We start from the raw sequence: 26983 nt of genomic DNA, 5'->3' as shown, positions 1-26983 counted from the left end.
TTCCTTTAGCTGTTTTCAGAGGGGGTTAAAGCGTTAATGCCGAGGGCGTGGATTTCATTCTTCATCATGTCGCCCAAGGCTTGGTAAACCAGCTGATGCCTTTGTACCAGGGATTTACCTTCGAATTGAACGGATACGAGAGTGACATGGTAATGACCGCCGCCCTGGTTGCCGGCGTGACCGGCGTGCGCGGCGCTATGATCGATGATTTCGATTAATTCTGGCTTAAAAGCTTCTTCCAGCTTCTGTCTGATATGGTCGGCTGTCATTGGGGAAATACTTGTTTGAATGGTTTAACGGTAACGCGGGCGTATACGCCCGCGGAGATATAGGGATCGGCATTGGCCCAGTCTTGGGCGTCTTGCAAGGTGGCAAATTCGGCAACGATAAGGCTGCCGCTAAATCCGGCGTCGCCTGGGTTGGCGCTATCAATCGCTGGATGTGGGCCAGCTAATATTAGACGGCCTTGTTCCTGCAATATGTTCAATCGTTGTAAATGTTGCGGACGGGCGGCCAGACGTTTGCTCAGGCTATCCGCTACGTCTTCGGCAATGATCGCATACAACATTATTCTTTAGCCTCTGGGGCCGGGACAAACTTATACAAAAACACCATTTGTACGGCAATAAAAATTAGCATCAAGCCTGGAACGCCGAAAGTTTTAAAGCTGACCCAATCGTCGGTGCTGTAGTTCGCCATGATATATAAATTTAAGCAGCCAACCCCGATAAAAAACATAGACCAACTCAAGTTCAGTCGTTTCCAGATGCGATTGGGCAGTTCCAGGTTTGCGCCCATCATGCGTTCTATAAAAGTTTTGTTGCCGACAAATTGACTGACCAAAAATGCGCCGCCGAATAGCCACTCGATGATTGTCAGCTTCCATTTAATAAATTGCTCATCCTGCAAATACAGCGTTGCCCCTCCCATCACCAGAATTAAGCCCAGCGTAATCCACTGCATGGTTTCCACTTTGCGATACATTAGCCAGTAGGTGGTGACTTGCACAATAGTGGCGGCGATCACTACCGCGGTAGCAATATAAATGTCGTATAGCTTATAGGCGACAAAAAATAAAACGATAGGAAAAAACTCTAAAAGCGGCTTCATTGTGGGTGGTTACAAAGTTGGGCGGGATGGTTAAGCGTAAAGATCGATACCGGAAATGATTTCCGTAACCCGGAGTTGCGCGGGTTGGTTGCGGTTTTCGGTGTAGGCGTTCAATGCTTTCAAAGTACGCGAATTGCTTGGTTGGTTGTTATTGCTCACTGTCAATCCGTTGTCTGCCAAAGCTGCCCTGATTTGAGCGGTTGACGAAGTTTTAGGTAAATCAGGATTCTGCCGGGGTATCCCCGTATCGTCGCTATTGGGTTTTTTCTGCTGTTCCGCATTATTGTCCAGCCGTGCAGCTTTCGGCTGGCTATAGCCAACTGGATAAAAAGCCAGGGATGAACTGTGTATAGTGTTCACAAAGCGCGATTACAAGCCCAAGTATCAATCCCATCATTGTAGAATCTTTGTTTGCAATTGTACATGAGCCTAGCGGCTTTACTGCTAAAATGCCGCTTTTAAAGGAGGATTTCATGGTTCAGATCAATAACATCGAGCTGGAAGCCGCTGCTTTCAGACAATTGCTAGCGCATTTGCAACAGCATACCGAAGTGCAAAATATCGAACTGATGGTGCTTGCCGATTTTTGCCGGAATTGTTTGGCAAAATGGTATACGTCTGCGGCAACCGAACGCGGTCTCGACATCAGCTACGAGCAAGCCCGGGAAATAGTCTACGGCATGCCGTACGGCGAATGGAAAGATAAATATCAACGCGAAGCCACTCCCGAACAGTTGGCCGCATACGACGCTAAACAAAAACTGAAAGCGCAGTCATGACGGCCGATACCCCCTTCGATGCGATGTTTTCCGGCGTGATCGGCCAGGAATATCAAATGCTGAAACTGATATGCCCGTTTGCGACGGAAATGAGTCGATTGGTCGGCGAGAACGTCGGCGCTTACTGTCTTACGCAAAACGGTCCGCAGACCGCGGTTGAACTTGGCGGTGGTACCGGTATTACCACGTTGGCGATCCTATCCGCCGCACACGACTTAAATATATTAAGCGTCGATAACGAGCCTACTATGCAAAGTCAGGCAAAACAGAGTTTGCAGGCGTGGGTTGCCGCCGGCAGATTGAGTTTTTCCGGCGAGGATGCGTTGAGTGCGTTGCAAGCGCTGGCGAGCGAGAGCGTCGATATTTTGGCGTCGGCATATACTTTGCATAATTTCCATATCGATTACCGTCGCCAGGTACTGGCCGAAATATATCGGGTGTTAAAGCCTGGCGGCAAATTCGTCAACGGTGACCGATACGCATTGGACGATATTTCCGCGCATACCCGCAGTATCCAGCGCGAGGTCGGTGGATACTTTAAGGCGTTGAAAGAAGTTAACCGGCTGGATTTGCTTGAGCATTGGATAGTGCATTTGTTTAACGACGAGTCGGAAAATCACGTTATGCGCGAATCAGTTGCGTTGGCGCAGATGACCGACGCAGGTTTCCGGGAAATCAAATTACAGCAACGCATGGAGGTTAATGCGTTGGTCACCGCCGTCAAATGAAGCTTGGCGGTGTTTGCTGCTGAAGACATTGCCGGTCAATGTCTGGCTTAAACGAGAAAAAACATGGCTGAATCGACTGGTAGTAAAAACAAAAAAACCTTGGATGCGTTCGCCGACGACTTGGATGCCATGCTTAATATTGGCGACACCGACAGTCAGCAGGTCGGCAGCATAGACGATGACGAGGCCATCGACCGTTTATTGGTTGGCGATGAAACCTTCGAACGCGACGTCAATGATGATGTTGACGAATTTGCCGATATCGATAGTTTGTTGGGCGACGATGAGCCTGACGCTAAGTCCAACCTGGCGCATGACCTGGATGAATTTGGCGACGATTTTGATGCTGACATCGGCATAAATCCCGGACGCGACCAACAACTTATCGATGATGAATTCGCCGATATCGTCGATGCGAATAGTCAGCAAGATGCGGTGGAATTGGCGGCCGAGGTATTCGATGAAGTTGCCGAGCTGGAACGGGTCGGCAAGATCGAGGATTTCGCCGAGGACGAGCCGGTTGCCGTTGCGGTGGATGACGAGTTGGAAAACATGACCGAAATCGACGAATTCTCCGACGATGCGGAACTGGTTGCCGACAAAGCCGATTTTTTGATCGCCGATTTCGATATTTCCGCCGATGATGAGTTTGTAAAACCGGATGTAGGTCAAAGCGCCGAAATTACCGAGGCGGCGCAACAACCGGTTGCCGCCGAAGTGTTTCAAAGGGAACGGGAAACAGAGCCGAGTTTGGCCGCTGAAGCCGATTTGGCGGCGATGATAGACGATCAAGGTGCCGACGAAGAATTAATTGTGGTTCAGCAGAGCGCGCCGGAACCGCCTCCCGCCGTCGAAGCAGTGCACTCGGTGCAAGCTCCCGTGCCTCCGGTGCAAGTCATCGACCATAGTGCCGAAATTGCCGCATTAAACCGAAATATCGTTGATATTAAAAAACATCAACAACAGATCAGGCACGATTTGACCGAAATGGCCGGCAAGGGGGAATTGCTCGCTTGCTTGGATAATCTGGAAAGTGTGCAGACCGAACAGAAAAAGACCAAGCGGGCAGTTGATGCCGTGGCCGCTAAAAAGCCGGTAGCCGCTTATGTTGCCAACGGTATTGCGGTAGTCGCTTTGTTGATTGGTACCGGATTAGGAATACAAGGCATGATTGCCAAATCGCAAGTTGGTGAATTGGTCGCGATCATCGGTAAACTGCAGGAACAAGTGAATGTGGCGCCGGCCAGCGATGCCGCGGATAAGGAAATGTTGCGCAAACAGTTGGACGAATTGACGGTGAGTAATGGTGTAATGGCCACGCAGATAGCGGAATTGAGTAAGGCAGGTCAAGCCAATGCTGGCACCGCGAAAACAGGCGGCGATCAGGCCAAGCCATCAGCCGAAAACGCTAGCCAAATCATGCAAATCGGCGCGGCAATCGAAACTTTGCAAAACAAGGTAAGCGCGCTGGAAAAAGGTCGGGCGCTTGCTGCCGCGCCGGCGCCGAAGCCGGAGAAGAAAAAGCCGGAACCGGTCGAGGAAAATTGGGCGGTCAATTTAATTGCGTTTAAACAAGATTGGTATGCCAAGAGTAAAGCCCAAGAGTTCGCGGGCAAGGGTGTGCCGGCCAAGGTGGTCAAGACCGAGTCCAAGGGTGAAAATTGGTATCGTCTGTTTGTGGACGGTTTTAAAACCCAGTACGAAGCGGCGGCTTATGCGGCCAAAATCAAAAAGACCCTTAATCTCGATTCGGTTTGGGTTACCCGCAATAAAGATTAACCATGGATAATCAGAAACTAGTGGTTGCGGTATCTTCCAGGGCCTTGTTCGACTTGGACGAGTCGCATGCGATTTTCGAAACGCAGGGCAAGGAAGCTTTTTGCCGCTATCAGATTGAGCATGAAAACGAAATTCTGCCGCCGGGCTTCGGGTTTTCCTTGGTCAAGAAGTTTTTGGATATCAACAAAGCCTTTCCCGCCGCGCCGCTGGTGGAAATTATTTTACTTTCGCAAAATAGTGCGGATACCGGTTTACGTATCTTTAACTCTATCAACCATTACGAACTGGCGATTAGCCGGGCGGCGTTTACCAGTGGTGTCTCTCCTTACGAATACATTCCGGCATTCGGCGCCCATTTGTTTTTATCGGCCAACGGCGAAGACGTCAGAAAAGCCTTGGCTGCCGGCTATGCCGCCGCTACCATTGTATCCGGCGCGGTAGCTAACCCGTCCCCACAATTGCGGATTGCTTTCGATGGCGATGCGGTGCTGTTTTCCGACGAATCCGAACGGATTTACCAACAACACGGGCTGGCGGCTTTTGCGGCCAACGAGCGCAACGAAGCCCACAAACCCTTGTCGGACGGCCCATTAAAAGAGTTTTTAAGTGCGTTGCACCGCATTCAGACTCATTTCGATCAAGAGCTGTCACCTATCCGCACCGCGCTAGTTACCGCGCGCGCCGCACCGGCTCACGAGCGGGTCGTGCGCACCTTGCGAGCCTGGGGAATCAGGATAGACGAGGCCTTGTTTTTGGGCGGTATGCCCAAGGGGGCGTTTTTAAAAGCGTTCGGAGCCGATATTTTCTTTGACGACCAGAAAGGGCATTGCGATTCGGCCGAATTACACCAAGTTGCCGCCGCACACGTGCCGCATGGTGTTACGAATCAAAGCCGATCCTAAAGCGGGCGAACCAGGGGTTGCTTTCCACGCAGGCCGTTAAGTAAACAGTCTTACCGTAAAGCAGGTTGATTTTAGTACCTACAGTGTACCTGCCGTTGGCTAACAGGATCTCGGGTTTAACGGTTTCCATCCCGATGACTATCGCTTTTTGGCTGTTGTCGCCGGCATTTTCAATATCGTGGATAGCCACGCTGCCGATAATCGGTTCCAGCAAAATTAGCGTGACATCCTCGTACAAGGTTTGTTGACGGACTATTACGAGTCTAGCGGGTTGCTGCTCCCGGCAAAGCAAGCCGATGTCGCCGGTTGAACAATTGGGCGACGGGCTTTCCGCCACCAAGAATTGCTTACTGACATTGCGTAGTAGGCTCAGACTGGTACCGTGTTCTGGGAAACTGATGATCGAAGAATTCAGCGGTTTATAAAAATTTTTTTCATGTTCCAGCGGTACCAGCGACATATCGCGGGCGAGGGAGCGGTTGCGCGATAACTGTGAACTAAGGTTCATGATTTTCGATAATTTTTCTTCGCCTTGCAGATGCGCGCTGACGGCAACGAAGCCTTCCAGTAAGTGTGCCGGCATCGGCGGTCCGATGGCCACCGATGCAAAAATATTGCCGTATCCGGTCAAATGCGATGCCAGTTTGGTTTGCATATTTGGGTTCAGCTCGGTCTCGATTTCACCGAGTTGCAAGGCGTGACCGAGACTCTGACAGCCGATATACACCGAGCCGAGAGGCAGGGTGCAGTTGGGACGCGGTAGCGGGCCGGGTTCGCTGCCGAGATTCCAAATAAAACCAAAGCCTTGCTTGGCTTTGCTGCTGATTTCCAGTCTGTCCCGATACCGATTGGCGAGTTGAAATATCTGGTCTATTTCCGTTGTCGGATAGCGATTGGGCGAGCCGATTGCAAACAATAAATTGCGTTTGACAACAGCTTCAATCGTCGGGTGTTGCTTAAATTCCTGATGTTTCGACGACATAGGCTTTTTCAGCAGTTGTTGCTCGCCGGCTATCGAATAAAGCATGCCGCTCTTTTTCCATAAGGTGGTCGAGGGCATTTCGTAAAACAGCGCGCTGCTGCGCAGACAATATCCGATCAGCTGCAAGGCATAAAATATCGCTTGCTGGTTTTGCCCGGCGTCGAGCTGCTTGGCCTCGACCAGATGGCAAAAAGCCAAGCCCAAATGTCTGAGTAACTGGATGCCCAGTTTGGCTACTTTCAATGCTTTGCTGTTGGCCTTATCGCTTTCGGAACGCGCGGCATTGCTTAAACCATTGGCTAAATGCAAGGTCAGCGGCGTCAAGTTGATTAATAGCGGTAAGAGGTTTGCCTCCGCGGCATCGCAGCGGTTCAGTTGTTTAAGGGTGTGATTCAACTGATTGGCGGCATTGGCTACCGGTAGGGCGCTTAAGGATTTAATCCATCCGCCGAGGGATTCTGGTGACATCTCAAAAGGCAGCGATGCGTTATCGGTCATGTACTTGCGAATTAAGTTGTGTGGAAAACATGCCCTCAGTTTAGTTCAGATTGACGGTTAAAGGCAGTCGCCAATTTTACGAAAGACCGGCGGCTGCATAAAATGCCGGGGTAATCGATCCAATACACCAAATTAATGAACCGAATATTGAGCTTTAAATGGGAAATTGCGGCGCCGTTATTCGGCGCGTTGCTGACTTCGGCTTTTGCGCCTTACGATTATGCCTATGCCGCAATTGCCGCGCTGATATTCGTTTACTGGGTTTGGTGTCAGCAAACGCCGAAAAGAGCAGCATTGACCGGTTATTTGTTTGGTCTGGGCTTGTTCGGTAGCGGTATTTGGTGGACATATATCAGTATTCACGATTTCGGCGGCGGCGACCCCTATAGTGCTGTCGCACTGACGGCCTTATTGGTAGGGGTTTGGGCTTTGTTCCCCGCCTTAACCGGTTGGCTGATTGCGAAAACGTCGGTTTGGTCCGGGCTTTGGTTAAGAATTATCGCGGCCGCCGTCGCTTGGGTTGCGGTGGAGTATTTTCGCGGTTATTGGCTGTTGAACGGTTTTCCCTGGTTGCAAATCGCCTATAGCCAAATCTCAACGCCATTGGCCGGCTTCGCGCCGTTGATCGGCGTCTACGGCGTGGGATTTTTGTTGGCGTTATCGGCCTTTGCCGTCGTGGAGATATTGCGAGATAAAGTCCATGTCATGGCTTGTTTGCCGGTTTTGTTGGCGATTTGGAGCGGCGGCTGGTATCTGCAATCGGTATCATGGACTCGCGCCGCCGGCGCGCCGATTACGATCACGCTCGTGCAAGGCAATATCGGGCAGGATAATAAATGGCAGAATAGTCAGCAACTCAACACGCTTAGGCTTTATCGAACGCTCACCGAGCAACATTGGGATTCCGACGTGATCATCTGGCCGGAGACAGCGATTCCGGCATTTTTATCGCAGGTTCAGGCGGCTTATATCGACCCGCTTCAACAGGCTGCGCATGAACATGGCGCGGAACTGGTGGTCGGTTTGCCCAGTGAAGGCCAGGGCAAGGATTACTACAATAGCGTAATGACCTTGGGCGAAAAGCCAGCGCTGTACCACAAAAACCATTTGCTGCCGTTTGGCGAATATTTGCCGCTGCAACCTTTATCAGGATGGATTTTGGATAAGCTGCAAATTCCGCTGGGCGATTTCGCCGTCGGCGGCGACCGGCAAGCCTTATTGACGGCCGGCGGCCATGCCTTCGTCACCACTATTTGCTATGAAGATGTTTTCGGTGAGTTGGTTGCCAGGCAGATCGCGGATGCCGGCTACATCGTGAATCTGACCAATGATGCCTGGTTCGGTGATTCTTCCCAGCCACACCAGCACATGCAGATGGCGCAAATGCGCGCGTTGGAGACCGGCCGTTATCTGGTTCGCGCCACCAATACCGGCGTGACCGGTTTTGTTGGACCTGACGGTACACTGCTTAAGCAAGCGCCCTTGTTTACGACGACGACGTTAACGGACAGGATCGTGCCGATGAGCGGTGTGACGCCTTATGTCTGGTTGGGCGATAAAGGCTTGTTTGCATTATTGGCGATGTTACTGCTTTTTACTTATGGCTGCAGTTATTGGTCAGCCGTAAATCCGGCTAACCAGGCCGTGTTATCCGACGGAAACGGCGGTGCTTGAGGGTATCAATTTAACGGAATATCTTATGCGCGGTAAACCATCAAAAAAAATCCTACTGGCCGCGGTGTTAAGCGTCGCATCCACGTTATCGGCAGCAGAACAAGTTATCGAAACGCCAGCGTTCTGGTTGGAGTCCGGGCAAAACAGCATCAAAGCCGCGGCGCGGCTTAAGGCGAATAATGGGTTTGCTAAAAATGTGATTCTGTTTGTCGGTGACGGGATGGGGGTTTCGACCATTACCGCTGCGCGCATTCTGGAAGGACAAAGCAGACCAAATAACCGCGGCGGCGAGGAAAATTCGCTGAGTTTCGAAATAGCTCCTTATGTCGCGCTTGCGAAAACCTACAGCGCCAATCAACAAACTCCGGATTCCGCGCCGACCATGTCGGCCATCATTACCGGCGTAAAAACCAACGACGGTGAATTGTCGGTCGGCATGCAGGTGGCGCGCCAGGAAAAAAATGCGGAAGTGGTAAATACCTACAAGGTGAAAACCTTACTGGAACAAGCCGAAGAACATGGTCTTTCAACCGGTGTGGTATCCACGGCGCGGCTCACCCACGCGACGCCGGCTGCTTGTTACGCGCATACCTCTGAACGCGATTGGGAGTCCGATGCGCAAATTCCGGCTGGCGCCGGTGTTAAAGATATTGCCAGACAATTGCTGGACTTCGGTTACGGCAACGGCCTGGAAGTGGCTTTGGGTGGTGGCCGCAGTATGTTCTTGCCCAATAGCACTCCCGATCAGGAAGATAGCGATAAATTCGGCGGCCGCAAGGACGGTTTGGATTTGACCCAGCGTTGGCTGACGCAGTATCCGAAATCGGCGTATGTATTTAACAAAGCCGGTTTCGATGCCGTAGATCCCCAGCAAACCGAACATTTATTGGGATTGTTCGAGCGTTCGCATATGGAATACGAACACGACCGACTTGGCGACAAGGCGGGCGAGCCTTCTCTAACCGAGATGACCGAAAAAGCCATCGACATGCTGTCGAAAAACAAAAAAGGCTATGTGTTGATGGTGGAATCCGGCCGGATCGACCATGCCCATCACGCTGGTAACGCTTACCGGGCTTTAACCGAAACGGTGGCATTATCCGATGCGGTGCGCAAAGCGCTGGAGAAAACCAATCCTAAAGACACTTTGATCGTAGTTACCGCCGATCACAGTCATACCTTCACCATCGCCGGTTACCCGCAACGCGGCAATCCGATCATGGGTCTGGTGAAACAGCCCGGCGAAGCCGGTTTTGCCAAGGACAGCAACGGCTTGCCTTACGCGACTTTGGGATACGCCAATGGCCCCGGTTATCGCGGCGGAAACGGCCGTCCCGGTCTGAGCCCCGTCGATACCGCGCATCCCGATTTTCTGCAAGAAGCCGCGGTGCCGCTCGGCAGCGAAACCCATGGCGCGGAAGATGTTCCGATCTTTGCTTTCGGCCCCCAATCTCACTTATTTCATGGGGTACAAGAGCAAAGCTACATTTATCAGGTAATGGCGCATGCTTTGAGGTTTAAAGCCGGTCGCTAGCGATGACGCCGTGCTAGCCTTCGCGGCTTCATCCAACGATCCCGCACCAGTCCGTAAACTCAGCCGGTAGCTGAACGAACGTCAATCAAGCCATTCGGCGCAGCCACATTTTTCAATTCGAAGGCGAATCCTGCCGCCGCACTTAAGCCTTAATGAAGTTGAAACATAGTCAAATTATGCTTGCCGGCTCTAAAGTATTTTTTAAGGCTAAGTAAATGTTCGATTCAATAACAAATGCGTTAAAACGACAAAATATTCTTGCCGTTTCTTTTTCCATGGTTGCGGCTATCCAGGCGGCACCTTCCTATGCGGTCACGGCCGCCGATCCGGTCGTGTTGACCTTTTCGACCGTCGGCGACTCAAGACAAGATCCGCAAAACATCGATCCGAGTGTTGCCCAGCCTGATCAAGTGGGCAACGGCAATTGCCCGATTCCTTCCGGAAACGGTTTGACACCCAATCCGGGCTTATCCGGTCAGGATTGCAAATGGCTGCAAAATACCAAAGCTTGGTCGCGCATCATGCGCGCGATCCAATCGCAAAAAGCCAATTTACTGTTTTTTAATGGCGATATGACCATGGGCTACGGCAAAGCTGGCGTGCCGGTAGCCAGAACCTCAAACGGCGTTGGAGAAGCGGCAATCGCCAATCCGAGCGTTAGCGACATTGTTACTTCGGATTTGATGCAGTTTTATCAACAGTACAGCTTTTGGCGCGGTATGGTAGCGAATATGATGGAAACCGGTACCTATGTCGTGCCTGTTCCCGGTAATCACGAAACTCAGTGCAAACGTTGTAGCAAAGCGGCGCAAATCGAAAACGAAAATGCCTGGCGCGACAACATGGGCGATCTTATTCTCGATGCCAGCCGATTGACTAATTTGCTGGGTGTGGCTCCGCAAAATTGGGATGTGAATAACGTTCCCGGCGTTGCCGACAGTATTACCACCGACCAGAAGCAACTCAGCTACTCATTCGATATCGGTACCTCGCATTTTGTGGTGATCAATACCGATGCCGTCGGCAGAGACGGCCGCGCTCCTTACAATTGGCTGGAAGCGGATTTGACCGCTGCTGAAAACCACGGCGCCAAACGTATTTTTGTCTTCGGGCATAAAAGTTACACGTTTTACGATTTCCCCACGTCCGCGCCCAGCTCCACATCGTCGCTCAAAAACAAAAATGTCGCCGATGCCGATGCGTTCTGGCACGTGATCGCCAAACACAATGCTACTTATTTTTGCGGTCATGAGCATATCTACAACGTAAAGAGTTATCTTGATCTGACTTCCGGTAAGTCGGCTTATCAAGTATTGGTAGGTGCCGGCGGTTCGCCGTTCGAAGCGGCACCCAATACCTTGGGCTTAAAACCAAGCGATCGGATGTACTCTTGGGCTACCGTCAAAATTTACCAAAGCGGTAAGGTGGTGATGGATACCTACGGTTTCGACGACACGATGGCGAATCCCGTCGTTAAGTTGGAAACCATTCAATTGCCTACGTTGCCGTAAATTTAGATTAACCAGGAGATGCATATGAAAAAGTTAGTCATGACATTGCGCTGGCTCGCCTTACTGGCAATGAGTTATCAGGTGCAAGCCGGTGTGATCGTCGATACCGGTGCGCCAAATTCCGCAGGTTTTCCCTTGACGCTGTCCAGCGGACAATGGTTGGCAGCCAAATTCAGCACCAGTCAAGATTGGCGGATTGCCGGTTTGGAGGGTTTTATCAATGCCGATAGCGGCAACCCGGAGAATGCAACCTATACCATTGCACTTTACGGCGATAGTGCGGCAGGGCTGCCCGATACCGACGCGCCGCTGTTTTCTCGGCAGGCAAGCTTGGGCGCCGATGGTTGGAACGGGCTGCATGATCTGAATCTGGCGTTGAACGCCGGCAGTTACTGGCTGGCCTTTGAAGTGCGTGCGGCCGATACCTTGCAGGGATTGCTGCCGGTTTACGTTTCCAATCCGTTGTCTACCGCATGGAATGATCCGATAAGCAATGACGGTTATTTGTCCGCGCACGGTAATGCTTATAACTTTGCTGTACGTATTAGTTCTGTGCCGGTGCCCGCATCTGTTTGGTTGTTTATGTCCGGCCTGTTTGCTTTAGGCCGATGGTCTAAGCGTCAAACAAACTAAGCATCTCGAGACATACTCAGCGCAAAGGTTTTGGCTATTGCGCTGAGTGATTATTGTTGTGCCAAAATGTCTTTCACTACCCTAAGCGCCGACAGGCTGGCGCCATTGGAATGCGTATCCTCGGTAAAATCCCCGGCGAAATAGATCCGGCCTTGCGGCTTTCTTAAGGACTCGGACAGGCTATCGAAACGCGACCGGCCGACCGGCCAGGAAGCGATGGCGCGCGGGTGATAGCGGTAGAAACTCATTTGCTTAACCGATTGCCGAAAGCCGGGCCATAGTTTGTCAAACGTGGTCAATAGGGTTTCTTGGATCTGATCCGGATCGCTCATCCGCGAATTAAAGCGCTCCGCATCGGCACCGCTGACCAGTAAATTTAACAATGCGTCATTGCCGGGGTCGGAATTCGGTACCGACGCTCCTTCATAAATAACCCCCAGCACACTATCGGTCATAATCGGCAGTACACTCGCGCCGTCTAGGCTCCAAAAGCGGCTGGCAACCTTATCGACCCTGACATGGGCGGTAAAATAAGCACCGGCGGACTGGGTTTGAATCGCTTGTTTTCTCTCCGGGCTCAATGGCGGTGTAAATTGAATGTCGCTGAGCCGGAACAATGGGATCGCGGTAATCACATATTTGGCGCGGAAAACCTGTTGCTGAAAGCTGCCTTGGTCGGTGGCAATGACTTCGACGCCGCTGTCGCCGGCTTTGATATGGGTGACCAGTTGGTTCAACAGGATGCGGTCGTTGCCGATAAAATCGGCTAAAGCCTTTACGGCGCGCTGATTGCCGTCGATCACATGGCGCGGCGCCAAGCCGTTGCCGGAAAAATAATGCCACTCGGCTATGCCGTCCAATGCGCTGATTTTCTGCCAGGAGGCGGCGTACTCCGGTTCGGTTTCGATACGTACCATTTCTTGGGCTTTAGGCGAAAGGCCGCTAGTGTTTTTGATCCAGTCGGCGAAGGAAATGTCCGTTAGAGCCAGTAAGTCATTCGGCAACGGACGCTTATCCAGTTGCCGATAGAGCTTGGCCATGTCGGCGTCCCATTTTCTAAAGACTTTAAGTTCGTTAGCGTCGAAAACCGACGCCAGAAACGCTTGATTGCTGTCTTGGGTAAAAGGATAGAGTTTGCCTTGGTAATAAAAACTGGAAAAGCTGCTGTAAGCGGTTTCCATTGGGATATTTAGTTCCCGAAAAATCTCGACAGCCGGGTTGTTTTCCCAGAATTCTTCCAGACCTACTTCGGCGTGGGTGCTGTCCGGATAAGAAGCGGTGCGGATTCGGCCGCCGATATGCGGACTCATTTCCAGAATTACGGCGGTTTTACCTGCTTTCTTCAAATGATAGGCAGCGCTTAAACCCGACAGGCCGGCGCCGACTATCAGTACATCGGCGCTAAGCGGTTCCGCTCGTAGACCAGCGGAACGCAGGCTCAGCGACAATGTCAGGATAATGAAAATTAAGAAACGATAGGAAAGTTCGCGGTAGAAATTGGTCATCTGCGTCGCCTTGAGGATATTTGCAAGTTGCAAGGCCTTGCGCTATGGAGTTAAAAAACGCCGGCTCTGTGTCTAATTGTCTAATTGTCGAATTAGCGGTAGTGGCCGGACTGAATTCGTTCCGCCTGACTGGGCTAAATCATTGCCAGAGTATTGCTTAAATATTGCAGGCAAATGACCGAATGGAGACGGAAGCGTGTCACGTCACATAATGGTCACAAACCTATCGTATTCTCGGGCTTTATCTCATCACAACCCGCCGGGCTTATGAATTACGCCGTAACCGTACAAGGTAAAAGCTTTAATTTTCGTGATTTGCGTACCTTGCTGGCCAAGGCTACACCGCGCCGGGCAGCCGATGAGTTAGCCGGTTTGGCAGCCGATTCGGAAGTCGAACGCGCAGTCGCTCAGCAAGTGTTGGCCGACATACCCTTGCGGCAGTTTATAGAAGAGCCTTTGATCGCGCCGGAACAGGACGAGGTCTCGCGCCTGATTCTGGAGCGGCATGATGAACAAGCATTTGCGCCGATTGCGAGTTTGAGCGTGGGCGAATTTCGCGACTGGCTGTTAACTGAGGATAGCGATTTGGCGGCAGTTTCGGCGGGTCTGATACCGGAAATGGTGGCGGCGGTCAGCAAGATCATGCGCAACCAGGATTTGATAGCAGTGGCGCGGCGTTGCCGAGTTATTACGCGCTTTCGTAATACCATTGGTTTGCCGGGTCGCTTGTCCACCCGCTTGCAACCCAATCATCCCACCGATGATCCGCGCGGGATCGCCGCCAGCATTTTGGACGGTTTGGTCTACGGCAGCGGCGATGCGGTGATCGGCATCAACCCGGCTACCGATAATCTGCACAATGTCCACACCTTGTTAAGTCTGTTGGATGACATCATCGCCCATCACCAAATTCCTACCCAGTCGTGCGTGTTGGCCCATGTCACTACTAGCATGGAACTAATGCGGCGCGGTGCGCCGGTGGATTTGGTGTTTCAATCCATCGCCGGCACCGAAGCGGCCAATCGCAGTTTCGGTATCGATTTGACCATGCTGCACGAAGCCAAGGCCATGGCCGAAAGTTTGGGGCGTGGCAGTGTCGGCAAACAATTGATGTATTTCGAAACCGGGCAGGGCAGTGCTTTGTCCGCCAACGCCCATCACGGCATCGATGCGCAAACCTGCGAGGCGCGGGCGTATGCGGTAGCTAGAGAATTCGACCCACTGCTGGTCAATACCGTCGTAGGTTTTATCGGCCCGGAATATTTATACGACGGCAAGCAAATCATCCGCGCCGGTTTGGAGGATCATTTTTGCGGCAAGCTGCTAGGTGTGCCGATGGGATGCGATATTTGTTACACCAATCATGCCGAGGCCGATCAGAACGATATGGATACGCTGTTGACGCTGCTGGGTGTGGCAGGCTGCAACTTTATCATGGGCATACCCGGTGCCGACGATGTGATGCTGGCTTATCAAAGTACCTCGTTTCACGATGCGTTGTATCTAAGGCAAGTTTTGGGCTTGCGGCCGGCGCCGGAGTTCGAAGCTTGGCTGGAGCTGATGGGCATATTCGACGGTCAAAACCGCTTGGCGGCTGCTCGTAATACTACGCCGCTGCTGAGTAACTTTTATGGTTTGCCGAGGGCTTAACGATGAACGATCCTTGGTTTGCATTACGCCAATTTACCCAAGCCAGAATTGCGCAGGGCAGGGCTGGTTGTAGCCTGCCGACTGCCGCGCTACTGGATTTCCAACTGGCGCATGCCAGCGCTCGCGATGCGGTGCATCAAGCTTGGGATGTGGATGGTTTTGCCAAGGACGTGGAAAAGCTGGCGCCGGAAACATTGATCTTGGCAACGCCGGTTATCAGTCGCGAGCAGTATCTGCAGCGTCCTGACCTTGGCCGCTGTCTGTCGCAACCCAGCCGCGAATTACTTGAGGCGCGGGTAAGCCAGGCCATAGACGTGGCCTTGATTGTCAGCAACGGCTTGTCTTCCACCGCTGTGGACGGGCATGGATTGGCCTTGCTGCAAACGGTGGTTGCCGGATATGCCGAGCGCGGATTGCGGATAGGGCCGATTTGTCTGGTTGCTAACGGCCGGGTGGCTTTGGCGGATGAAATTGGAGCATTGCTGAATGCGCGGCTGGCGGTGATCATCGTTGGCGAACGGCCGGGTCTCAGTGCCGCCGACAGCTTGGGGATGTATTTAACCTATGCGCCCAAGCCGGGCAATACCGACGCCGAACGCAACTGCATCTCCAACATTCGCCCGCCGGCAGGCCTATCTTATAGCGCGGCCGCAGCTAAGGCGGCCTATTTGACCGATCAGGCTTTGCTGCGCGGTTTATCAGGCGTGGCGCTCAAGGACGATATGCCGGAATCATGGCTAACTGGGCTTGGCGAACCAGCTTTGGACGTTCTGAAATAAGCGCGTATGCCCGGGTTTGCCGTTTTTAGTGTGAGTACGTGGCGCGACATCAATAAGCGGAATCAGCGCGCCTAGCAGCGATTTTCTACAAAATCATCGGCGGGGCCGGTATTGCAAGCACTTGCCGGCTTTTCAGCGCGTGAATCCGTTACAACAATTCATATTGCTGTAACGTAAAGCATATATCTTAAGCAGGCTGCGCAACTGCTTTCCTTAGATTTTGCCGTATCCCATTAATCGCATTGATTCCTTATAACGATGATTTTGCCAGGCAAGATGTTCGAAGCAAATGTGCAAATTGCCGGTTCCCGGATTCAGCCGATGAAAGGATTGTCCGATGCCGAGACGCCTTCAGTCAGACGGCTACTGCAGTATGTGGCGCCCGTTATCGCGCAAGAGCGCTGTGTCGACGTGCTGGATCGTTTTATCCATGAAAAGGAATTGCTCGCCGTGGCGGTTGTCGATCAACAGCAGACGCCGGTTGGCATCGTGGATAGGGGGCAGATCAGCGACATTTTTCTCAGGCCGTTTTCCCGCGATTTGTTACACAACAAACGCGTCATTGAGATTATGGATGCCAGTCCGATTATCGTCGACATTAACTCAAGCATCGATGACGTGGCCCAGATCATTATCGATGCCGGCATGCGGCACATGGTCAATGGTTTCATCATCCTGGAAAAAGGAGTCTATGTCGGGATGGCAACCGGCCATGCCCTGTTAGAGGAAATCACTCATCGCCGACAGCGCGATCTCTACGTGCTTGCCCATTACGATCAGTTAACCGGTTTGCCGAATCGCCTGTTATTTAACGATCGATTGGAACAAGGCTGCCGCAATGCGCAGCGGAATCATAAAATGCTGGGCTTGGTTTTCGTTGATCTCGATCGCTTCAAATATATCAACGATACGATGGGCCACAGTTTTGGCGACCGTTTATTGGTGAACGTTGCCGAACGCTTATTGGCCACCATTCGGCAAAGCGATACGGTGGCCAGGCTGGGTGGCGACGAGTTTGTGCTTATTTTGCAGAATATCGAAAGCGAAGAAGATGCTACCACCGTGCTTGCCGGTATTGTCGACAAACTTCTGGAACCCATGCCGATATTCGAGCGTGAAATACAGATAACCGCCAGTTTGGGAATGGCTTTTTTTCCTAAACACGATCAAACCACGGATGGCTTGATTCGTAAAGCCGATGCGGCGATGTACGAAGTCAAAGAGCGTGGGCGTAACGCGTTTTTGGTTTATACGCCGACAATGGATCATGGCAAAGTCGAGCGCATGAGTCTGGAAACCCAGCTACGTATGGCGCTGAATAATGGTGAGCTCTCGCTATCGTATCAACCGCAGATTCAGTTGCCGGAGCATCGAGTCGTGGGCGTGGAAGCGTTATTGCGCTGGCAACATCCACAACTCGGTGCTGTGCCGCCAACGACTTTTATTCCGATTGCCGAAGAAACGGGTTTGATCGTATCCATCGGCGAGTGGGTAATTAATGAAGCTTGCCGCCAGCATTTAGTCTGGATTGAACAGGGTCTGCCGGCATTGCGCATGGCGGTTAACATCTCAGGGGTCCAATTCAAACAACGAGAGTTTTGCGGCTTAATTAAGCGTTTGCTTGAGGAGAGTGGCATAGACCCGCAATATCTCGAATTGGAATTAACGGAAAGCGTGGTGATGACTCAAGCGGAACACGCCGTCCAAACTCTAATGGATTTGCGGACCTTGGGCGTTAAATTGGCGATCGATGATTTCGGTACAGGCTATTCAAGCCTGAGTTATCTTCGTAAATTCCCATTGGATCGAATCAAGATCGATCAGTCTTTTATACGGCATATCAAAAAAACGCCGGCCAACGAAGCGATTGTGCGTGCGATTATTGCCCTGGGAGAAAGTCTGGGGCTGGAAACTGTTGCCGAAGGCGTGGAAAACGGCGAAGAACTGGCATGCGTCACCAGTCATCACTGCCATGAGGTACAAGGTTATCATTTTGCCAAACCGCTGTCGGCGAATGATTTTAGCGATTGGCACCGGCGGTTTGTCAGTGCTGTCCGGTAAGTGTTGCCGGCATTAAGACCAGAGTTTTTGGAGCCGGCGTCTATATCGGGAATGCGCTGTTTCAAATATGCGATTAAGCCGGTCTTTTAATATCGAAGGCGTGCAGCCGCCATTTTGAGTGCAACGATTGCAGTTTTGCACAATTAATCGCCTGATGCTTTCTTGCAAAGACCAAGCTTGTTCGACCAATTTTTTATCTGATATTTTCACGTAATATTTTTCTGTTATGGGGGCTTGCCATGTCTTCGGAAAAAACAAAAGATGATAGGAAAAAGGTTTCGTTGAATAAAGAAACCAGTAAAACACTGACCACGTTTTCAAGGCTCAACGCTTTAAAGTTGCGCTTGGTAGTGGATGCGATGGTTGATATTGTCTTGAGCGACGAATATCTCAGCAGTCGCATCGTCGAACTTGCCGCCGAAAAACAGTCCATGGAGGAAGAATAGCAGAACCTACGGTTTTAGACCGGAAGTGACGGTAGGCCAGTGTGTTTTGCCGAATCCTCGTGGAGTATTTTCGACGTGCAAGAATAATTATTTCTCGCTACTGTTGGGGCGATCTCTGTGACCCGAATACCGCTTGATATGGTGGAGGCGGGGATATGTGTCAAATGTTAGTGCGAAATAACCTTGGAAAATAGATTCATAACAATGACGCCGGAGATGATTAGAACCATGCCAATAATGGCTGCGAAGTCAAGTTTTTGATCATAGGTCGCCCAAGAAATGATAGTAACAAGGACTACGCCTATCCCCGCCCATACCGCATATGCCACTCCAACAGGGATAGATTTTAGGGCCAGCGAAAGGAAATAAAATGAGGTCAAATATCCCACCGTAACAATAATTGATGGAATAAGTTTTGAGAATCCTTCACTTGCTTTAAGCGTGGAAGTTGCAATCACTTCACCAATAATGGCAATCCCTAAAAACATCCAATATTTCACACTCTACTCCCGGTTAAGAATTTCATTTAAAACAGTGTAAATGCTTGAATCGGAAAAAAACAGCTCAGCGATATTTCTTCATTGCGAGTATTAACGAACTTGTTAATAGCTTTTCCGGATAAGAAGAGCGAAACGAAAAATCCACTGCCGTGGAAGGTTTGGCTTTTTTCGCCGAAATATCGATTTTCTCAATATTTCCAGCTAGGATGAATGTTTGACAATTCGAACTGTGTAGGCCGCTGATTTTGGGGAATGTTGCTTAATTTTGTGACCCTGGTTATATTTTTGCGTGGAAATTTTTGGATGTTCTGTATATGCGACTAGACTCAATCACATTCAGGCAGTGAGCAGTAGATACACACTAAACGGCCGGTAAGCCTTTTCGGATTATCGGCTTTTTTTGTGCCCAGGCTTTAGACGATTTCTGCGTGAATTTATAGAGCATTTTTACCAGTTTCCTGTTGCTGCCGAATTAACAGGGGCGTTATAGTTCCGCGCTAGGGATTGAGTTTTGTGTTCGGAGGAACTCCAAAAAATCGGAGGCTCGCAATGACATTACCTGACAAATTGTTAGTCCAGCAGGCATGGAGCTTGAGAAAAACACTTGATCATCGTATCGAGGCTGAAAGGCTGCGCAGGATGCCTGATTCCATGAAGCCCACACTAAAAATTGAACGGTTAACTTCAGTTCACGACTTGGCTTATTCTCGGTACGTGCGAAGACTCAAGAAGCTTTGGGGGTATGAGCCAATAATAACGCATTGATTAAACCAGGGCTGATTATTGGCGCCGGTATTTTTAAGCACTCTAGCCGGATTTATCCGGCTTTTTTGTGCTTTGCGCCAATGATGGCTTATTTAGTATGACGCGCTGTCTGAAGTTTTGGTATGCGAGAGTTGCGAGCCTTAAATTTTGCAAGCTGGCGCGGGTAACATTGGTCGATGTCCTGGGACATGCTGTGAAAGCATTTTGCACCTGACATAAAAAAGCCCACATTTAGTGGGCTTCGTCCGGTCTTATTTTTTATGTATTTATTTGGACGCCTACCGTTAAACAGTAGGTTAATGTCTTGCGTTTATTATTGTTTTTGTGCCGGGTTTACCGGTCGCCTATCTCCCCCCTCATTTAACGACTACGAGCCTTTCGATTCGGTGCCGCTTTGCTGAAAGTGGGCTAATTCTATTGGATATTAGCCGGGCTGTCCACAAAAAACTGTGACAATTTGTCGCATAAAAAATTTAAGGGAATGTGGATTCCAATAGTGCTTAGTGTCATGCTGAGCCATCGTGGCTCCGATTCTAATGTTAGGCCTACCGATCAACGGCTGACCCTCGATTTTAGCGGGGCCGGGTGTGGGCAAAAGCCGCAGTCTCCGCGATACAAGGAGTCCTTGCTTGACTAAGCTTGATCGCAAGGTAACTTCTCCGAAGTGGTGCTGGTGATGCTCATGTTTAGGTCGGGAGATAGCTAAATATGACTTATTAGTACCACTGTCCGAATATTGAACCCCCGCAGCAAGTGCTACACTCAAACACCGTCGGCAGGATGTTTTAAATTTAACGTTGCGTCCAACCGGTCGGCGTTTCCACGAATTGTCCTGACGCAGCCTGTCCGATCACCTTTTGCGCGGTCAGTCTGGCAACCTCTTCTGCGGGCACGCCATTTTTGGCGGCGATGCGTTGGTATTCCGCCTGACGCTGGGCGTTGATGCTTTTAACCAATGCTTGTACGTCGGAAGGGGCATCCGGTTTAACCAAGCCCAGGAAGCCGTTCATCTGTTCGCCAACCAGTCCCGCGGATTTCGCCGTAGCCAGATCGGCGGCGTTCACCGACATGGTGACCAAGCATAAGCCAAGAAACAACGGTGCCAAAAGTGACAGCAATTTTTTGTTTTTCATCGGTTGCTCCTTTAAAACAAGCCTTTCTGGTTGGTGATCAATTCGTCTACGTCTTTTTCCACTTTCAAACGAATTTCGTGTTCGATCTTGACGTTCATATTAATTTCAATCGGTTTGTCCGGCGCTTCCAGCCTGACGGAGGGTGAACACCCTGTTATATAGGTGCTGCTGCACAAGATGGCCGCGCAGGTTGGCGCTTTCCAATTCATTAATTTCTCCGTTCCGCCGACGGCGGCTTGGGTTGTTGATTCCCCTCTGGGGGGGGCGGAAATTTTTCAACATCCTTTGGTTTGGCGGTAGCCTGTTCCAAAATAGTCCGTTCGAAATCGCCGGCTAAAATACCTTTTTGCAGTAGCTCTGGCAGTTGGCCGCTGATATTCAGGTTAAATGCCAGCGGATGTCCGGAGAGCACCTCCGGGTTACTGCCCTCCAAACGCAAACCCAGATGATAATCGCCATTGGGGCGATAATTTACCTTGGCTTGTAGATTTTGATATACCAGATTCCGTAGCGCCTTAAACGCAATATTTTCACTATCCGCGACCGGTCCGGCATAGCGTAACACACCCGGACGCGTCCCGCTGACAGCGCCATCCTGCAGGTCGATAGATCCGGCGGATAGTTGCAACGGCAATTCACCGTCGATATTGCCGGTTCCGGAAATATTCGGGTAATGCAGGCTAGCCAATAGTTGCGACAGATCCACGCTACGCAAACGCAAGGTCAACCGTATGGGCAACTGCTCTAATTGTATTTTGTCCGGCATCAATTCCAGAATGCCGCCGAATATCGCTAAGCTGGCTTGATTTAGTGTCAATGACTGATCAAGATAGCGCGCGTTTATTTTAAGATTGCCGGCCGCCAGTTCCTTGCCTAGATTCAGCGCTGGTATCTCAGCCGAAAAGTCTACAGTTCTATCGGCTAATTCCGGCATATGCAATGTGACGCTGCCTTTTTCGATCCTCGCCGCACCGGCCGTCATCGCCAAATCGCTGACGTTCAACTGGGCCGAGCCGGAAGCGTCTTGTTTGGCCGGTCGGCGCAATGTGAGGTTTCCTTGTATTGCGCCGCCGGAAAGCGTCCAACTGGCGGCGGTAGCGGGCAACCAAGGCTTAATTAATTCGAATGCTTCCGTGGCAGCCATGTCTAGCCGACCGTTAACATTCAAGCTTTGGTCCTGTGCCATCGACATATCGATAGTCAGCAGAGACAGCTTATCCCGCTTCAGTAAGGCACCGGCAGTGAGTGTCGCGAAATTATCCGGCGTTTGGGCGAATACGCTCAATTGTGTAGAGCCGAGTAACGGGCTTAGCTTCGATATGTCGGATCTTGGCGTTTTTGCCCTTAAAGCATCCGGTATCAATAAGCTGGTACTAAACCAGTCAATAAATGCAAGTGCGCCGGCATCTAACTTGAGTTGTTTGGCGGGCGGTTTCAACTGCGTGGTATGCAATTCGAAAACCTTACCGTTTGGTAGCCGTTCGAGACTGAGCACGGCGGCACTGAATCCGGGGTCGATTGTCAGCCGAATCGATTGTTGGGCATCCTGAAACTTTGCTTCGATCAAGTCGGTTGCGTCGCACTTTAGGTCGGCCTGGCCGGAGAATCGGCTCATCCCCCAGGGCGTATCGATGTTCATTTCCAGTTTTTCGATGTTTAAGCGGTTCAGCGGCAGGCTGATGGCGGCAGAGTCTTCCGTTGCGTTCGTTACGGTATTTTCTTTTGATTGGTAGTGGAATTTCACCTCGGCGCGGCCGATGCTGAGAGTATTGACGGTGCGGTTTTTCAGGTCGTACTCGGCTGTAATGTCCTGCAAGGCGACGGATAGCTCGCCGCTAGGAGTTGCCAGGCCGAAACCGATATTCGAGAGTTGGGCTTGCTTAAAATCGAAGGAAAGTCCCGACAGCGACGGTGACGTTAACGCAGATTTTTTCAGCGCCTGTTGCAGCAGTAACTCGATCAGATTTGAACGTTGCCACCACATCGCCAAGCAAAGCAATATCACAGTGGTTAACGTAGCGGCAAACGTTCGCCGCCGTGAATAGCTCCGTTTCGAATCTTTTGGGGTATGGGGTAGTGTCATGGTTACGGATGACTGAATAAAGGCGGTAATTCGGCTGCAAAAACGTTATGGCTGGTTATCGATTAGTTGCGATTATAGGCGTTGGCTTTGCCATAGTCCGGCCGTCTTAAATTTGCGGGATACTTTACGGCCAATTCCCGCGTTGCAACCGGCAAACAGATTAAACAAATCAAACCCTATCCCAACACAGAATAACCTGCATCTTGACATCAAGATGATATCTTTCGTTTGTGTCGATAGCGCTGGTACCGATCGGATAATTCTCGGACAAAATCGATGCACGGCGATGTGCCGGATAAATTGGCGCCGCCTACAAAGCCAGGTTTTACGCCAATTATGCGATGCTGCTAAGCTGATTTGGAGCGGACGAGACCCCGGAAAAAGGTATATAAGTGCCAAAGTGTGGCGCCATAGTTCGCTAGCTAAGTCGATATTCGATGTAAAGCTAAGCACATCGTGGCTGGTGATCGTTAATCACTGCCTATAATGTTCAGTGTTTTTTAAGTTCCGCCGCAACCGAATGCTGCTATTATCACGTTTAACGACAGCCTGTTTATTTAACTGTTAGATTCCAGACTTGCCAATGGCCGATCAAACCATCAAATACGCCGAACTTGTCGATCTCGCAAGTTTGCAGACGCTGATGAATAGCCTTAATCAGGTTATCGGCATAGCCAATGCAATCATAGATACAGAAGGGGTGGTCATTACCAGTTCCGGTTGGCAGGAAGCTTGCGTTAAGTTTCACCGCTGCCATGTTAAAACCGGTGCAAACTGTATAGAAAGCGACACCGCTTTAGCGAAAAGTATGCTGCAAGGCGAAGCTTTCGCGATCTATGGCTGCTTAAACGGTTTGGTGGATGCGGCTATGCCGATTATTGTCGATGGGCAGCATGTCGCCAATATTTTTACCGGCCAATGCTTTACCGCGCCGCCCGATCTAGAGTTTTTTCGCCGTCAGGCCGCGCAATACGGTTTCGACGAAAATAGCTACCTGCAAGCCATCGCCAAAGTTCCCGTGATCTCCAAACAGCGCTTGCAGACCATCACCAAGATGTACGTGGAGTTGGCGCAGGCTTTTGCCAACAACGGTTTGGATCGTTTACGGCAACAACGGGCCGCGGCGGAGTTGGCCACGCTGAACAACGAACTTAACCTGCGCGTCGAGCAAAGAACCGACCAGTTAATTCAAAACAATCAGCAATTGCTGGCGGAAAAACGCGCTTTGGCGGCCAGTGAGGCCCGCTTGTCGGCGTTATTCAAAAACATGAGTAGCGGTGTCGCGGTATATCGAGTGAGCGACGACGGTCGCGATTTCATCATCATAGGCTTCAATAAAGCCGCCGAGCAGATAGAAAAAATCACGCGTAAGGAATTGATAGGTAAAAAACTCACGGAGATGTTTCCGGGCATATACGAGTTCGGTTTGCTGGAGGTTTTGTGGCGTGTGGCTAAAACGGGGCAACCCGAAGCGTTTCCGCCGGCATATTATGCCGATCAGCGTATTCAGGGCTGGCGGGAAAACTACGTCTATAGGCTGCCGGGTGGCGAAATCGTCTCGATTTACAACGATGTCACCGAGCGTAAACTCGCGGAAAAAGCTTTGCATTTGACCCAGTTCTCGGTGGATAGAGTCACCGATTGTTTGTATTGGCTGACTGCGGATGGCCGCATTCAGTTTGTTAACAATACCGCCTGCCAAGTTTTGGGCTACAGCCGCGAGGAATTGCTGAGTTTTTCGGTGATGGATATAGATCCGCATTTTCCCGCCGAAAGCTGGCCGGCGCATTGGCAAGAAGTGAAGCAAAAGGGCGCGCTGAAGACGGAAGCCACCCATCGCTGCAAGGACGGCCGGGAAATACCGGTGGAGATTGCGGCGAATTATTTGATTTTCGAAGGCGCGGAATACAACTGTGCATTTGTGCGCGACATCAGTGAAAACAAAGCCTTACAGGCGGAATTGGAGCGGCAGGCGCGCATCGACTATTTGACCGGTATAGCCAACCGGCGTTATTTCATGGAACAAGGCGAAGCGGAATTGGCGCGCAGCTGCCGTTACGGCAATGCCTTATCGATATTGATGCTGGATATCGACCACTTTAAAGCGGTTAACGACGATTACGGACATTCGGCTGGCGATCAGGCACTACAAAAATTAGGCGGCATCTTGGTGGAATTATTGCGGGAGATTGACGTGCCCGGCCGCATGGGTGGCGAAGAGTTCGCGATTTTATTGCCGGAAACCCGCCACGACAGAGCCGTGGATGTGGCGGAACGGCTGCGCACGGTGATCGCTGAAAGTCCTATTTTGCTGGAGTCTGGCCAGGATTTGCATTTTACCGTTTCTATCGGCGTGGCCACCCTCACGGATATGAACACCAGCGTCAGCAGTTTACTAAACCTGGCCGACAAAGCGCTTTATCAAGCCAAAAAAACCGGCCGCAACAAAGTCTGTAGTTTTTCGCAACCGCGTCAGGATTGCATGACTTTGTAGGTCGCCTACACTGCATTTAGCGACCGAGGTCGTCGTGGTAAACGGGTGTCCGCACGATGGCCGTTGAGTCTGTTTCGGCTGTATAAGTATGAATGGCGCCTAAAATTGATCCTCGATTCGGCAAAACGCTCAGCCGCGCGCGGATTCGATAAACCGGGCCAATGTCGCCACCGAGGCGAAAATTTTTACCACGTCGTCTTGTTCGGCATCAATTTTAACCTGATAGGTTTTGCGAATCGCCAATCCCAGCTCCAGAGCGTCGATGGAGTCCAGGCCCAGGCCGTCGTTAAACAGCGCAGCATTGCTGTCGATATCCGCCGCATTGACATCTTCCAGCGCTAGCGTGTCGATAATCAGGCGCTTTATTTCAGTTTCCATCTCGCTCATGGCGTTCTCGCTGTTGGGTAAAATAATCCTGTAAATAGTGGGTCAAACGTCTCACCGCGATTGAACGTGGCTGTAAATCCCGGAACGGCTGCGGATCGATGTCGTCGTTGACTACCATTTTTAAATGAAACCGTTGCGCCGGTATTTGATGCCAAGCTTGATTTTTAGTCAGCGTGCTGGGTACGCACGTCAGTGTCACGGGAGTGATTATACTACCGGCTTGCAAGGCAATCGCCGCGGCGCCGCGTTGAAAACGGTAAGGCTGGCCCGGTACCGAGCGGGTACCTTCCGGGAAAATAATCATGGCGCCGCCGTCGCTTAGCCAGGAAGCGCAGTCGTTAACCATGGTTTCCGAATCGGCATTGCTGATATAGCCGGCGTTCAAGATCGGTCCGCGCATCGCCGGGTTGCGCCGCAGGCTGGCTTTGACGATACAGTTGGCTTGTTTGATGCGGCTGAGTAGAAACACCACGTCCACCAGGGTCGGATGATTGGCGACGATCAATTGGCCGGGGCGGTTGAGTTTCTCCAGACCGATGACTTCGTAAGTCATCACGCCCAGTCGGTGCATTAAACCGATAAACAGATAAAAACTCATATGCACGGTGTATTGGGCGCGACAGGCTTTTTGTGGCCGGCTGCCCGGCCATATTGCCAACAGCGGAAATACCAGTAGCCAGAGTAAGACGCCGCCGATCCCAAAGCTGGTAAAGCTGATGGCGGTGGCCAGCAAACGCCAGCCGTAATCGATATTTTGAATGAAAGTTTTCGCCATTGCCGTTTGCGGCCCCGATCGACCAGCTGCGGCATGGCTTGGTCGAATAGCAGGAGTTTGATAAAGGCCGGCAATTGTAGCGGTTGTTCGCCGTCGTGACGAGTGGTAGACGTAAACCCAAACTTACTGCTTGCTTGTTGCCGCTGTTGTTCAGTCGCTGATGAGGGGAACGGATCTAAATCCTGTCACTGTCCATTTCGTGGACGGCGCGTTTGTCGTTGGCTAGTTGCCCGATCCGATAAAAACGCATGATTGCTTTATGCTCTAAAGGCTTA

General features: G+C 51.1%; 25 protein-coding genes. 13 read left to right on the top strand and 12 right to left on the bottom strand.

From position 1 onward, the window contains the following. Window positions 1-5: 5 nt before the first annotated feature. Genes ACH50O_RS13240 through ACH50O_RS13225 form a run of 4 tightly spaced genes read right to left on the bottom strand, consistent with a single transcriptional unit; the run spans window position 6 to window position 1470 of the window. Entirely contained in the window at window positions 6-269 is a 264-nt protein-coding gene (locus ACH50O_RS13240; protein ID WP_446808261.1) for a BolA family protein, read from the bottom strand. Then, entirely contained in the window at window positions 266-568 is a 303-nt protein-coding gene (locus ACH50O_RS13235) for a YciI family protein (protein ID WP_446808260.1), read from the bottom strand. The genes ACH50O_RS13240 and ACH50O_RS13235 overlap by 4 nt, the downstream gene beginning before the upstream one ends. Further along, window positions 568-1110: a septation protein A gene (locus ACH50O_RS13230; protein WP_446808259.1), complete on the bottom strand. Its 543-nt coding sequence runs from the start codon at window positions 1108-1110 to the stop codon at window positions 568-570. The genes ACH50O_RS13235 and ACH50O_RS13230 overlap by 1 nt, the downstream gene beginning before the upstream one ends. Before the next feature lie 30 nt (window positions 1111-1140). Continuing rightward, window positions 1141-1470 carry a hypothetical protein gene (locus ACH50O_RS13225; protein WP_446808258.1) on the bottom strand — a complete coding sequence of 110 codons (330 nt, stop codon included), beginning with the start codon at window positions 1468-1470 and terminating at the stop codon, window positions 1141-1143. Window positions 1471-1583: 113 nt separating this feature from the next. Between ACH50O_RS13225 and ACH50O_RS13220 the strand changes: the two genes are divergently transcribed. The 4 genes from ACH50O_RS13220 (at window position 1584) to ACH50O_RS13205 (ending at window position 5298) form a co-directional block, all read left to right on the top strand. Next, complete coding sequence (locus ACH50O_RS13220; protein ID WP_446808257.1) at window positions 1584-1889, top strand: DUF1244 domain-containing protein; 306 nt, start codon at window positions 1584-1586, stop codon at window positions 1887-1889. After that, window positions 1886-2617: a methyltransferase domain-containing protein gene (locus ACH50O_RS13215; protein ID WP_446808256.1), complete on the top strand. Its 732-nt coding sequence runs from the start codon at window positions 1886-1888 to the stop codon at window positions 2615-2617. The genes ACH50O_RS13220 and ACH50O_RS13215 overlap by 4 nt, the downstream gene beginning before the upstream one ends. Window positions 2618-2680: 63 nt before the next feature. Then, complete coding sequence (locus ACH50O_RS13210) at window positions 2681-4396, top strand: SPOR domain-containing protein (RefSeq protein ID WP_446808255.1); 1716 nt, start codon at window positions 2681-2683, stop codon at window positions 4394-4396. Between the two features lie 2 nt (window positions 4397-4398). After that, on the top strand, window positions 4399-5298 hold the full coding sequence (locus ACH50O_RS13205) for a 5'-nucleotidase (protein ID WP_446808254.1): 900 nt from the start codon (window positions 4399-4401) through the stop codon (window positions 5296-5298). Here ACH50O_RS13205 and ACH50O_RS13200 read toward each other — a convergent pair. Continuing rightward, window positions 5276-6748 (bottom strand): hypothetical protein, encoded by a 1473-nt coding sequence (locus ACH50O_RS13200; RefSeq protein WP_446808253.1) that lies wholly within the window; start codon window positions 6746-6748, stop codon window positions 5276-5278. The genes ACH50O_RS13205 and ACH50O_RS13200 overlap by 23 nt on opposite strands. Before the next feature lie 165 nt (window positions 6749-6913). Here ACH50O_RS13200 and lnt point away from each other — a divergent pair, with 165 nt between their 5' ends. The 4 genes from lnt (at window position 6914) to ACH50O_RS13180 (ending at window position 12130) form a co-directional block, all read left to right on the top strand. Next, window positions 6914-8452 (top strand): apolipoprotein N-acyltransferase, encoded by a 1539-nt coding sequence (gene lnt, locus ACH50O_RS13195; protein WP_446808252.1) that lies wholly within the window; start codon window positions 6914-6916, stop codon window positions 8450-8452. 25 nt (window positions 8453-8477) lie between these two features. After that, a complete protein-coding gene (locus ACH50O_RS13190) occupies window positions 8478-9986 on the top strand; it encodes an alkaline phosphatase (protein ID WP_446808251.1) in 1509 nt (502 codons plus the stop codon). Window positions 9987-10201: 215 nt separating this feature from the next. After that, on the top strand, window positions 10202-11497 hold the full coding sequence (locus tag ACH50O_RS13185; protein WP_446808250.1) for a metallophosphoesterase family protein: 1296 nt from the start codon (window positions 10202-10204) through the stop codon (window positions 11495-11497). A gap of 24 nt (window positions 11498-11521) precedes the next feature. Then, window positions 11522-12130, top strand: a complete 609-nt coding sequence (locus ACH50O_RS13180) for a hypothetical protein (RefSeq protein WP_446808249.1) — start codon at window positions 11522-11524, stop codon at window positions 12128-12130. Between the two features lie 50 nt (window positions 12131-12180). On the opposite strand, the gene ACH50O_RS13175 is transcribed toward ACH50O_RS13180, so the two are convergent. Continuing rightward, window positions 12181-13635, bottom strand: coding sequence for a flavin monoamine oxidase family protein (locus ACH50O_RS13175; protein WP_446808248.1), 1455 nt, complete (start codon window positions 13633-13635; stop codon window positions 12181-12183). A 267-nt stretch (window positions 13636-13902) separates the two neighbouring features. On the opposite strand from ACH50O_RS13175, the gene ACH50O_RS13170 reads away from it, so the two are divergent. The 4 genes from ACH50O_RS13170 (at window position 13903) to ACH50O_RS13155 (ending at window position 18571) form a co-directional block, all read left to right on the top strand. Further along, window positions 13903-15285, top strand: a complete 1383-nt coding sequence (locus ACH50O_RS13170) for an ethanolamine ammonia-lyase subunit EutB (RefSeq protein WP_446808247.1) — start codon at window positions 13903-13905, stop codon at window positions 15283-15285. 2 nt (window positions 15286-15287) lie between these two features. Further along, a complete protein-coding gene (eutC, locus tag ACH50O_RS13165) occupies window positions 15288-16064 on the top strand; it encodes an ethanolamine ammonia-lyase subunit EutC (protein ID WP_446808246.1) in 777 nt (258 codons plus the stop codon). Window positions 16065-16385: 321 nt separating this feature from the next. Next, the gene (locus tag ACH50O_RS13160) at window positions 16386-18125 is read left to right on the top strand and encodes a putative bifunctional diguanylate cyclase/phosphodiesterase (protein WP_446808245.1); all 1740 of its coding nucleotides are present in this window, start codon (window positions 16386-16388) and stop codon (window positions 18123-18125) included. Between the two features lie 281 nt (window positions 18126-18406). Next, window positions 18407-18571 (top strand): hypothetical protein, encoded by a 165-nt coding sequence (locus tag ACH50O_RS13155; RefSeq protein ID WP_446808244.1) that lies wholly within the window; start codon window positions 18407-18409, stop codon window positions 18569-18571. A 167-nt stretch (window positions 18572-18738) separates the two neighbouring features. On the opposite strand, the gene ACH50O_RS13150 is transcribed toward ACH50O_RS13155, so the two are convergent. The 4 genes from ACH50O_RS13150 to ACH50O_RS13135 form a co-directional block, all read right to left on the bottom strand. Further along, window positions 18739-19071 carry a DMT family transporter gene (locus ACH50O_RS13150; protein WP_446808243.1) on the bottom strand — a complete coding sequence of 111 codons (333 nt, stop codon included), beginning with the start codon at window positions 19069-19071 and terminating at the stop codon, window positions 18739-18741. 1556 nt (window positions 19072-20627) lie between these two features. Further along, a complete protein-coding gene (locus ACH50O_RS13145; RefSeq protein ID WP_446808242.1) occupies window positions 20628-20969 on the bottom strand; it encodes a YdbL family protein in 342 nt (113 codons plus the stop codon). Between the two features lie 11 nt (window positions 20970-20980). Beyond that, on the bottom strand, window positions 20981-21178 hold the full coding sequence (locus ACH50O_RS13140) for a YnbE family lipoprotein (RefSeq protein WP_446808241.1): 198 nt from the start codon (window positions 21176-21178) through the stop codon (window positions 20981-20983). Beyond that, window positions 21178-22974, bottom strand: a complete 1797-nt coding sequence (locus ACH50O_RS13135) for an intermembrane phospholipid transport protein YdbH family protein (protein WP_446808240.1) — start codon at window positions 22972-22974, stop codon at window positions 21178-21180. Before ACH50O_RS13135 ends, ACH50O_RS13140 begins: the two co-directional genes overlap by 1 nt. 661 nt (window positions 22975-23635) lie before the next feature. On the opposite strand from ACH50O_RS13135, the gene ACH50O_RS13130 reads away from it, so the two are divergent. Further along, window positions 23636-25546: a diguanylate cyclase gene (locus ACH50O_RS13130; protein ID WP_446808239.1), complete on the top strand. Its 1911-nt coding sequence runs from the start codon at window positions 23636-23638 to the stop codon at window positions 25544-25546. Between the two features lie 129 nt (window positions 25547-25675). Here the strand turns inward: ACH50O_RS13130 and ACH50O_RS13125 are convergent, their stop codons facing one another. Both ACH50O_RS13125 and ACH50O_RS13120 read right to left on the bottom strand, forming a co-directional pair. Further along, on the bottom strand, window positions 25676-25924 hold the full coding sequence (locus ACH50O_RS13125; RefSeq protein ID WP_446812146.1) for a phosphopantetheine-binding protein: 249 nt from the start codon (window positions 25922-25924) through the stop codon (window positions 25676-25678). Further along, window positions 25914-26708 (bottom strand): lysophospholipid acyltransferase family protein, encoded by a 795-nt coding sequence (locus ACH50O_RS13120; RefSeq protein ID WP_446808238.1) that lies wholly within the window; start codon window positions 26706-26708, stop codon window positions 25914-25916. Before ACH50O_RS13120 ends, ACH50O_RS13125 begins: the two co-directional genes overlap by 11 nt. Window positions 26709-26983 lie beyond the last annotated feature (275 nt).

Source organism: Methylomonas sp. 2BW1-5-20, from assembly GCF_052474515.1.
This window is presented reverse-complemented; position numbering and strand designations above follow the sequence as displayed.

Coding starts and splice junctions, on each gene's coding strand:
- ACH50O_RS13180 (WP_446808249.1), top strand. CDS start 11,522: ATGAAAAAGTTAGTCATGACATTGCGCTGGCTCGCCTTACTGGCAATG.
- ACH50O_RS13210 (WP_446808255.1), top strand. CDS start 2,681: ATGGCTGAATCGACTGGTAGTAAAAACAAAAAAACCTTGGATGCGTTC.
- ACH50O_RS13240 (WP_446808261.1), bottom strand. CDS start 269: ATGACAGCCGACCATATCAGACAGAAGCTGGAAGAAGCTTTTAAGCCA.
- ACH50O_RS13130 (WP_446808239.1), top strand. CDS start 23,636: ATGGCCGATCAAACCATCAAATACGCCGAACTTGTCGATCTCGCAAGT.
- ACH50O_RS13125 (WP_446812146.1), bottom strand. CDS start 25,924: ATGGAAACTGAAATAAAGCGCCTGATTATCGACACGCTAGCGCTGGAA.
- ACH50O_RS13215 (WP_446808256.1), top strand. CDS start 1,886: ATGACGGCCGATACCCCCTTCGATGCGATGTTTTCCGGCGTGATCGGC.
- ACH50O_RS13120 (WP_446808238.1), bottom strand. CDS start 26,708: ATGGCGAAAACTTTCATTCAAAATATCGATTACGGCTGGCGTTTGCTG.
- ACH50O_RS13145 (WP_446808242.1), bottom strand. CDS start 20,969: ATGAAAAACAAAAAATTGCTGTCACTTTTGGCACCGTTGTTTCTTGGC.
- ACH50O_RS13185 (WP_446808250.1), top strand. CDS start 10,202: ATGTTCGATTCAATAACAAATGCGTTAAAACGACAAAATATTCTTGCC.
- ACH50O_RS13175 (WP_446808248.1), bottom strand. CDS start 13,635: ATGACCAATTTCTACCGCGAACTTTCCTATCGTTTCTTAATTTTCATT.
- ACH50O_RS13205 (WP_446808254.1), top strand. CDS start 4,399: ATGGATAATCAGAAACTAGTGGTTGCGGTATCTTCCAGGGCCTTGTTC.
- ACH50O_RS13170 (WP_446808247.1), top strand. CDS start 13,903: ATGAATTACGCCGTAACCGTACAAGGTAAAAGCTTTAATTTTCGTGAT.
- ACH50O_RS13230 (WP_446808259.1), bottom strand. CDS start 1,110: ATGAAGCCGCTTTTAGAGTTTTTTCCTATCGTTTTATTTTTTGTCGCC.
- ACH50O_RS13190 (WP_446808251.1), top strand. CDS start 8,478: ATGCGCGGTAAACCATCAAAAAAAATCCTACTGGCCGCGGTGTTAAGC.
- ACH50O_RS13220 (WP_446808257.1), top strand. CDS start 1,584: ATGGTTCAGATCAATAACATCGAGCTGGAAGCCGCTGCTTTCAGACAA.
- ACH50O_RS13200 (WP_446808253.1), bottom strand. CDS start 6,748: ATGTCACCAGAATCCCTCGGCGGATGGATTAAATCCTTAAGCGCCCTA.
- eutC (WP_446808246.1), top strand. CDS start 15,288: ATGAACGATCCTTGGTTTGCATTACGCCAATTTACCCAAGCCAGAATT.
- lnt (WP_446808252.1), top strand. CDS start 6,914: ATGAACCGAATATTGAGCTTTAAATGGGAAATTGCGGCGCCGTTATTC.
- ACH50O_RS13160 (WP_446808245.1), top strand. CDS start 16,386: ATGAAAGGATTGTCCGATGCCGAGACGCCTTCAGTCAGACGGCTACTG.
- ACH50O_RS13140 (WP_446808241.1), bottom strand. CDS start 21,178: ATGAATTGGAAAGCGCCAACCTGCGCGGCCATCTTGTGCAGCAGCACC.
- ACH50O_RS13235 (WP_446808260.1), bottom strand. CDS start 568: ATGTTGTATGCGATCATTGCCGAAGACGTAGCGGATAGCCTGAGCAAA.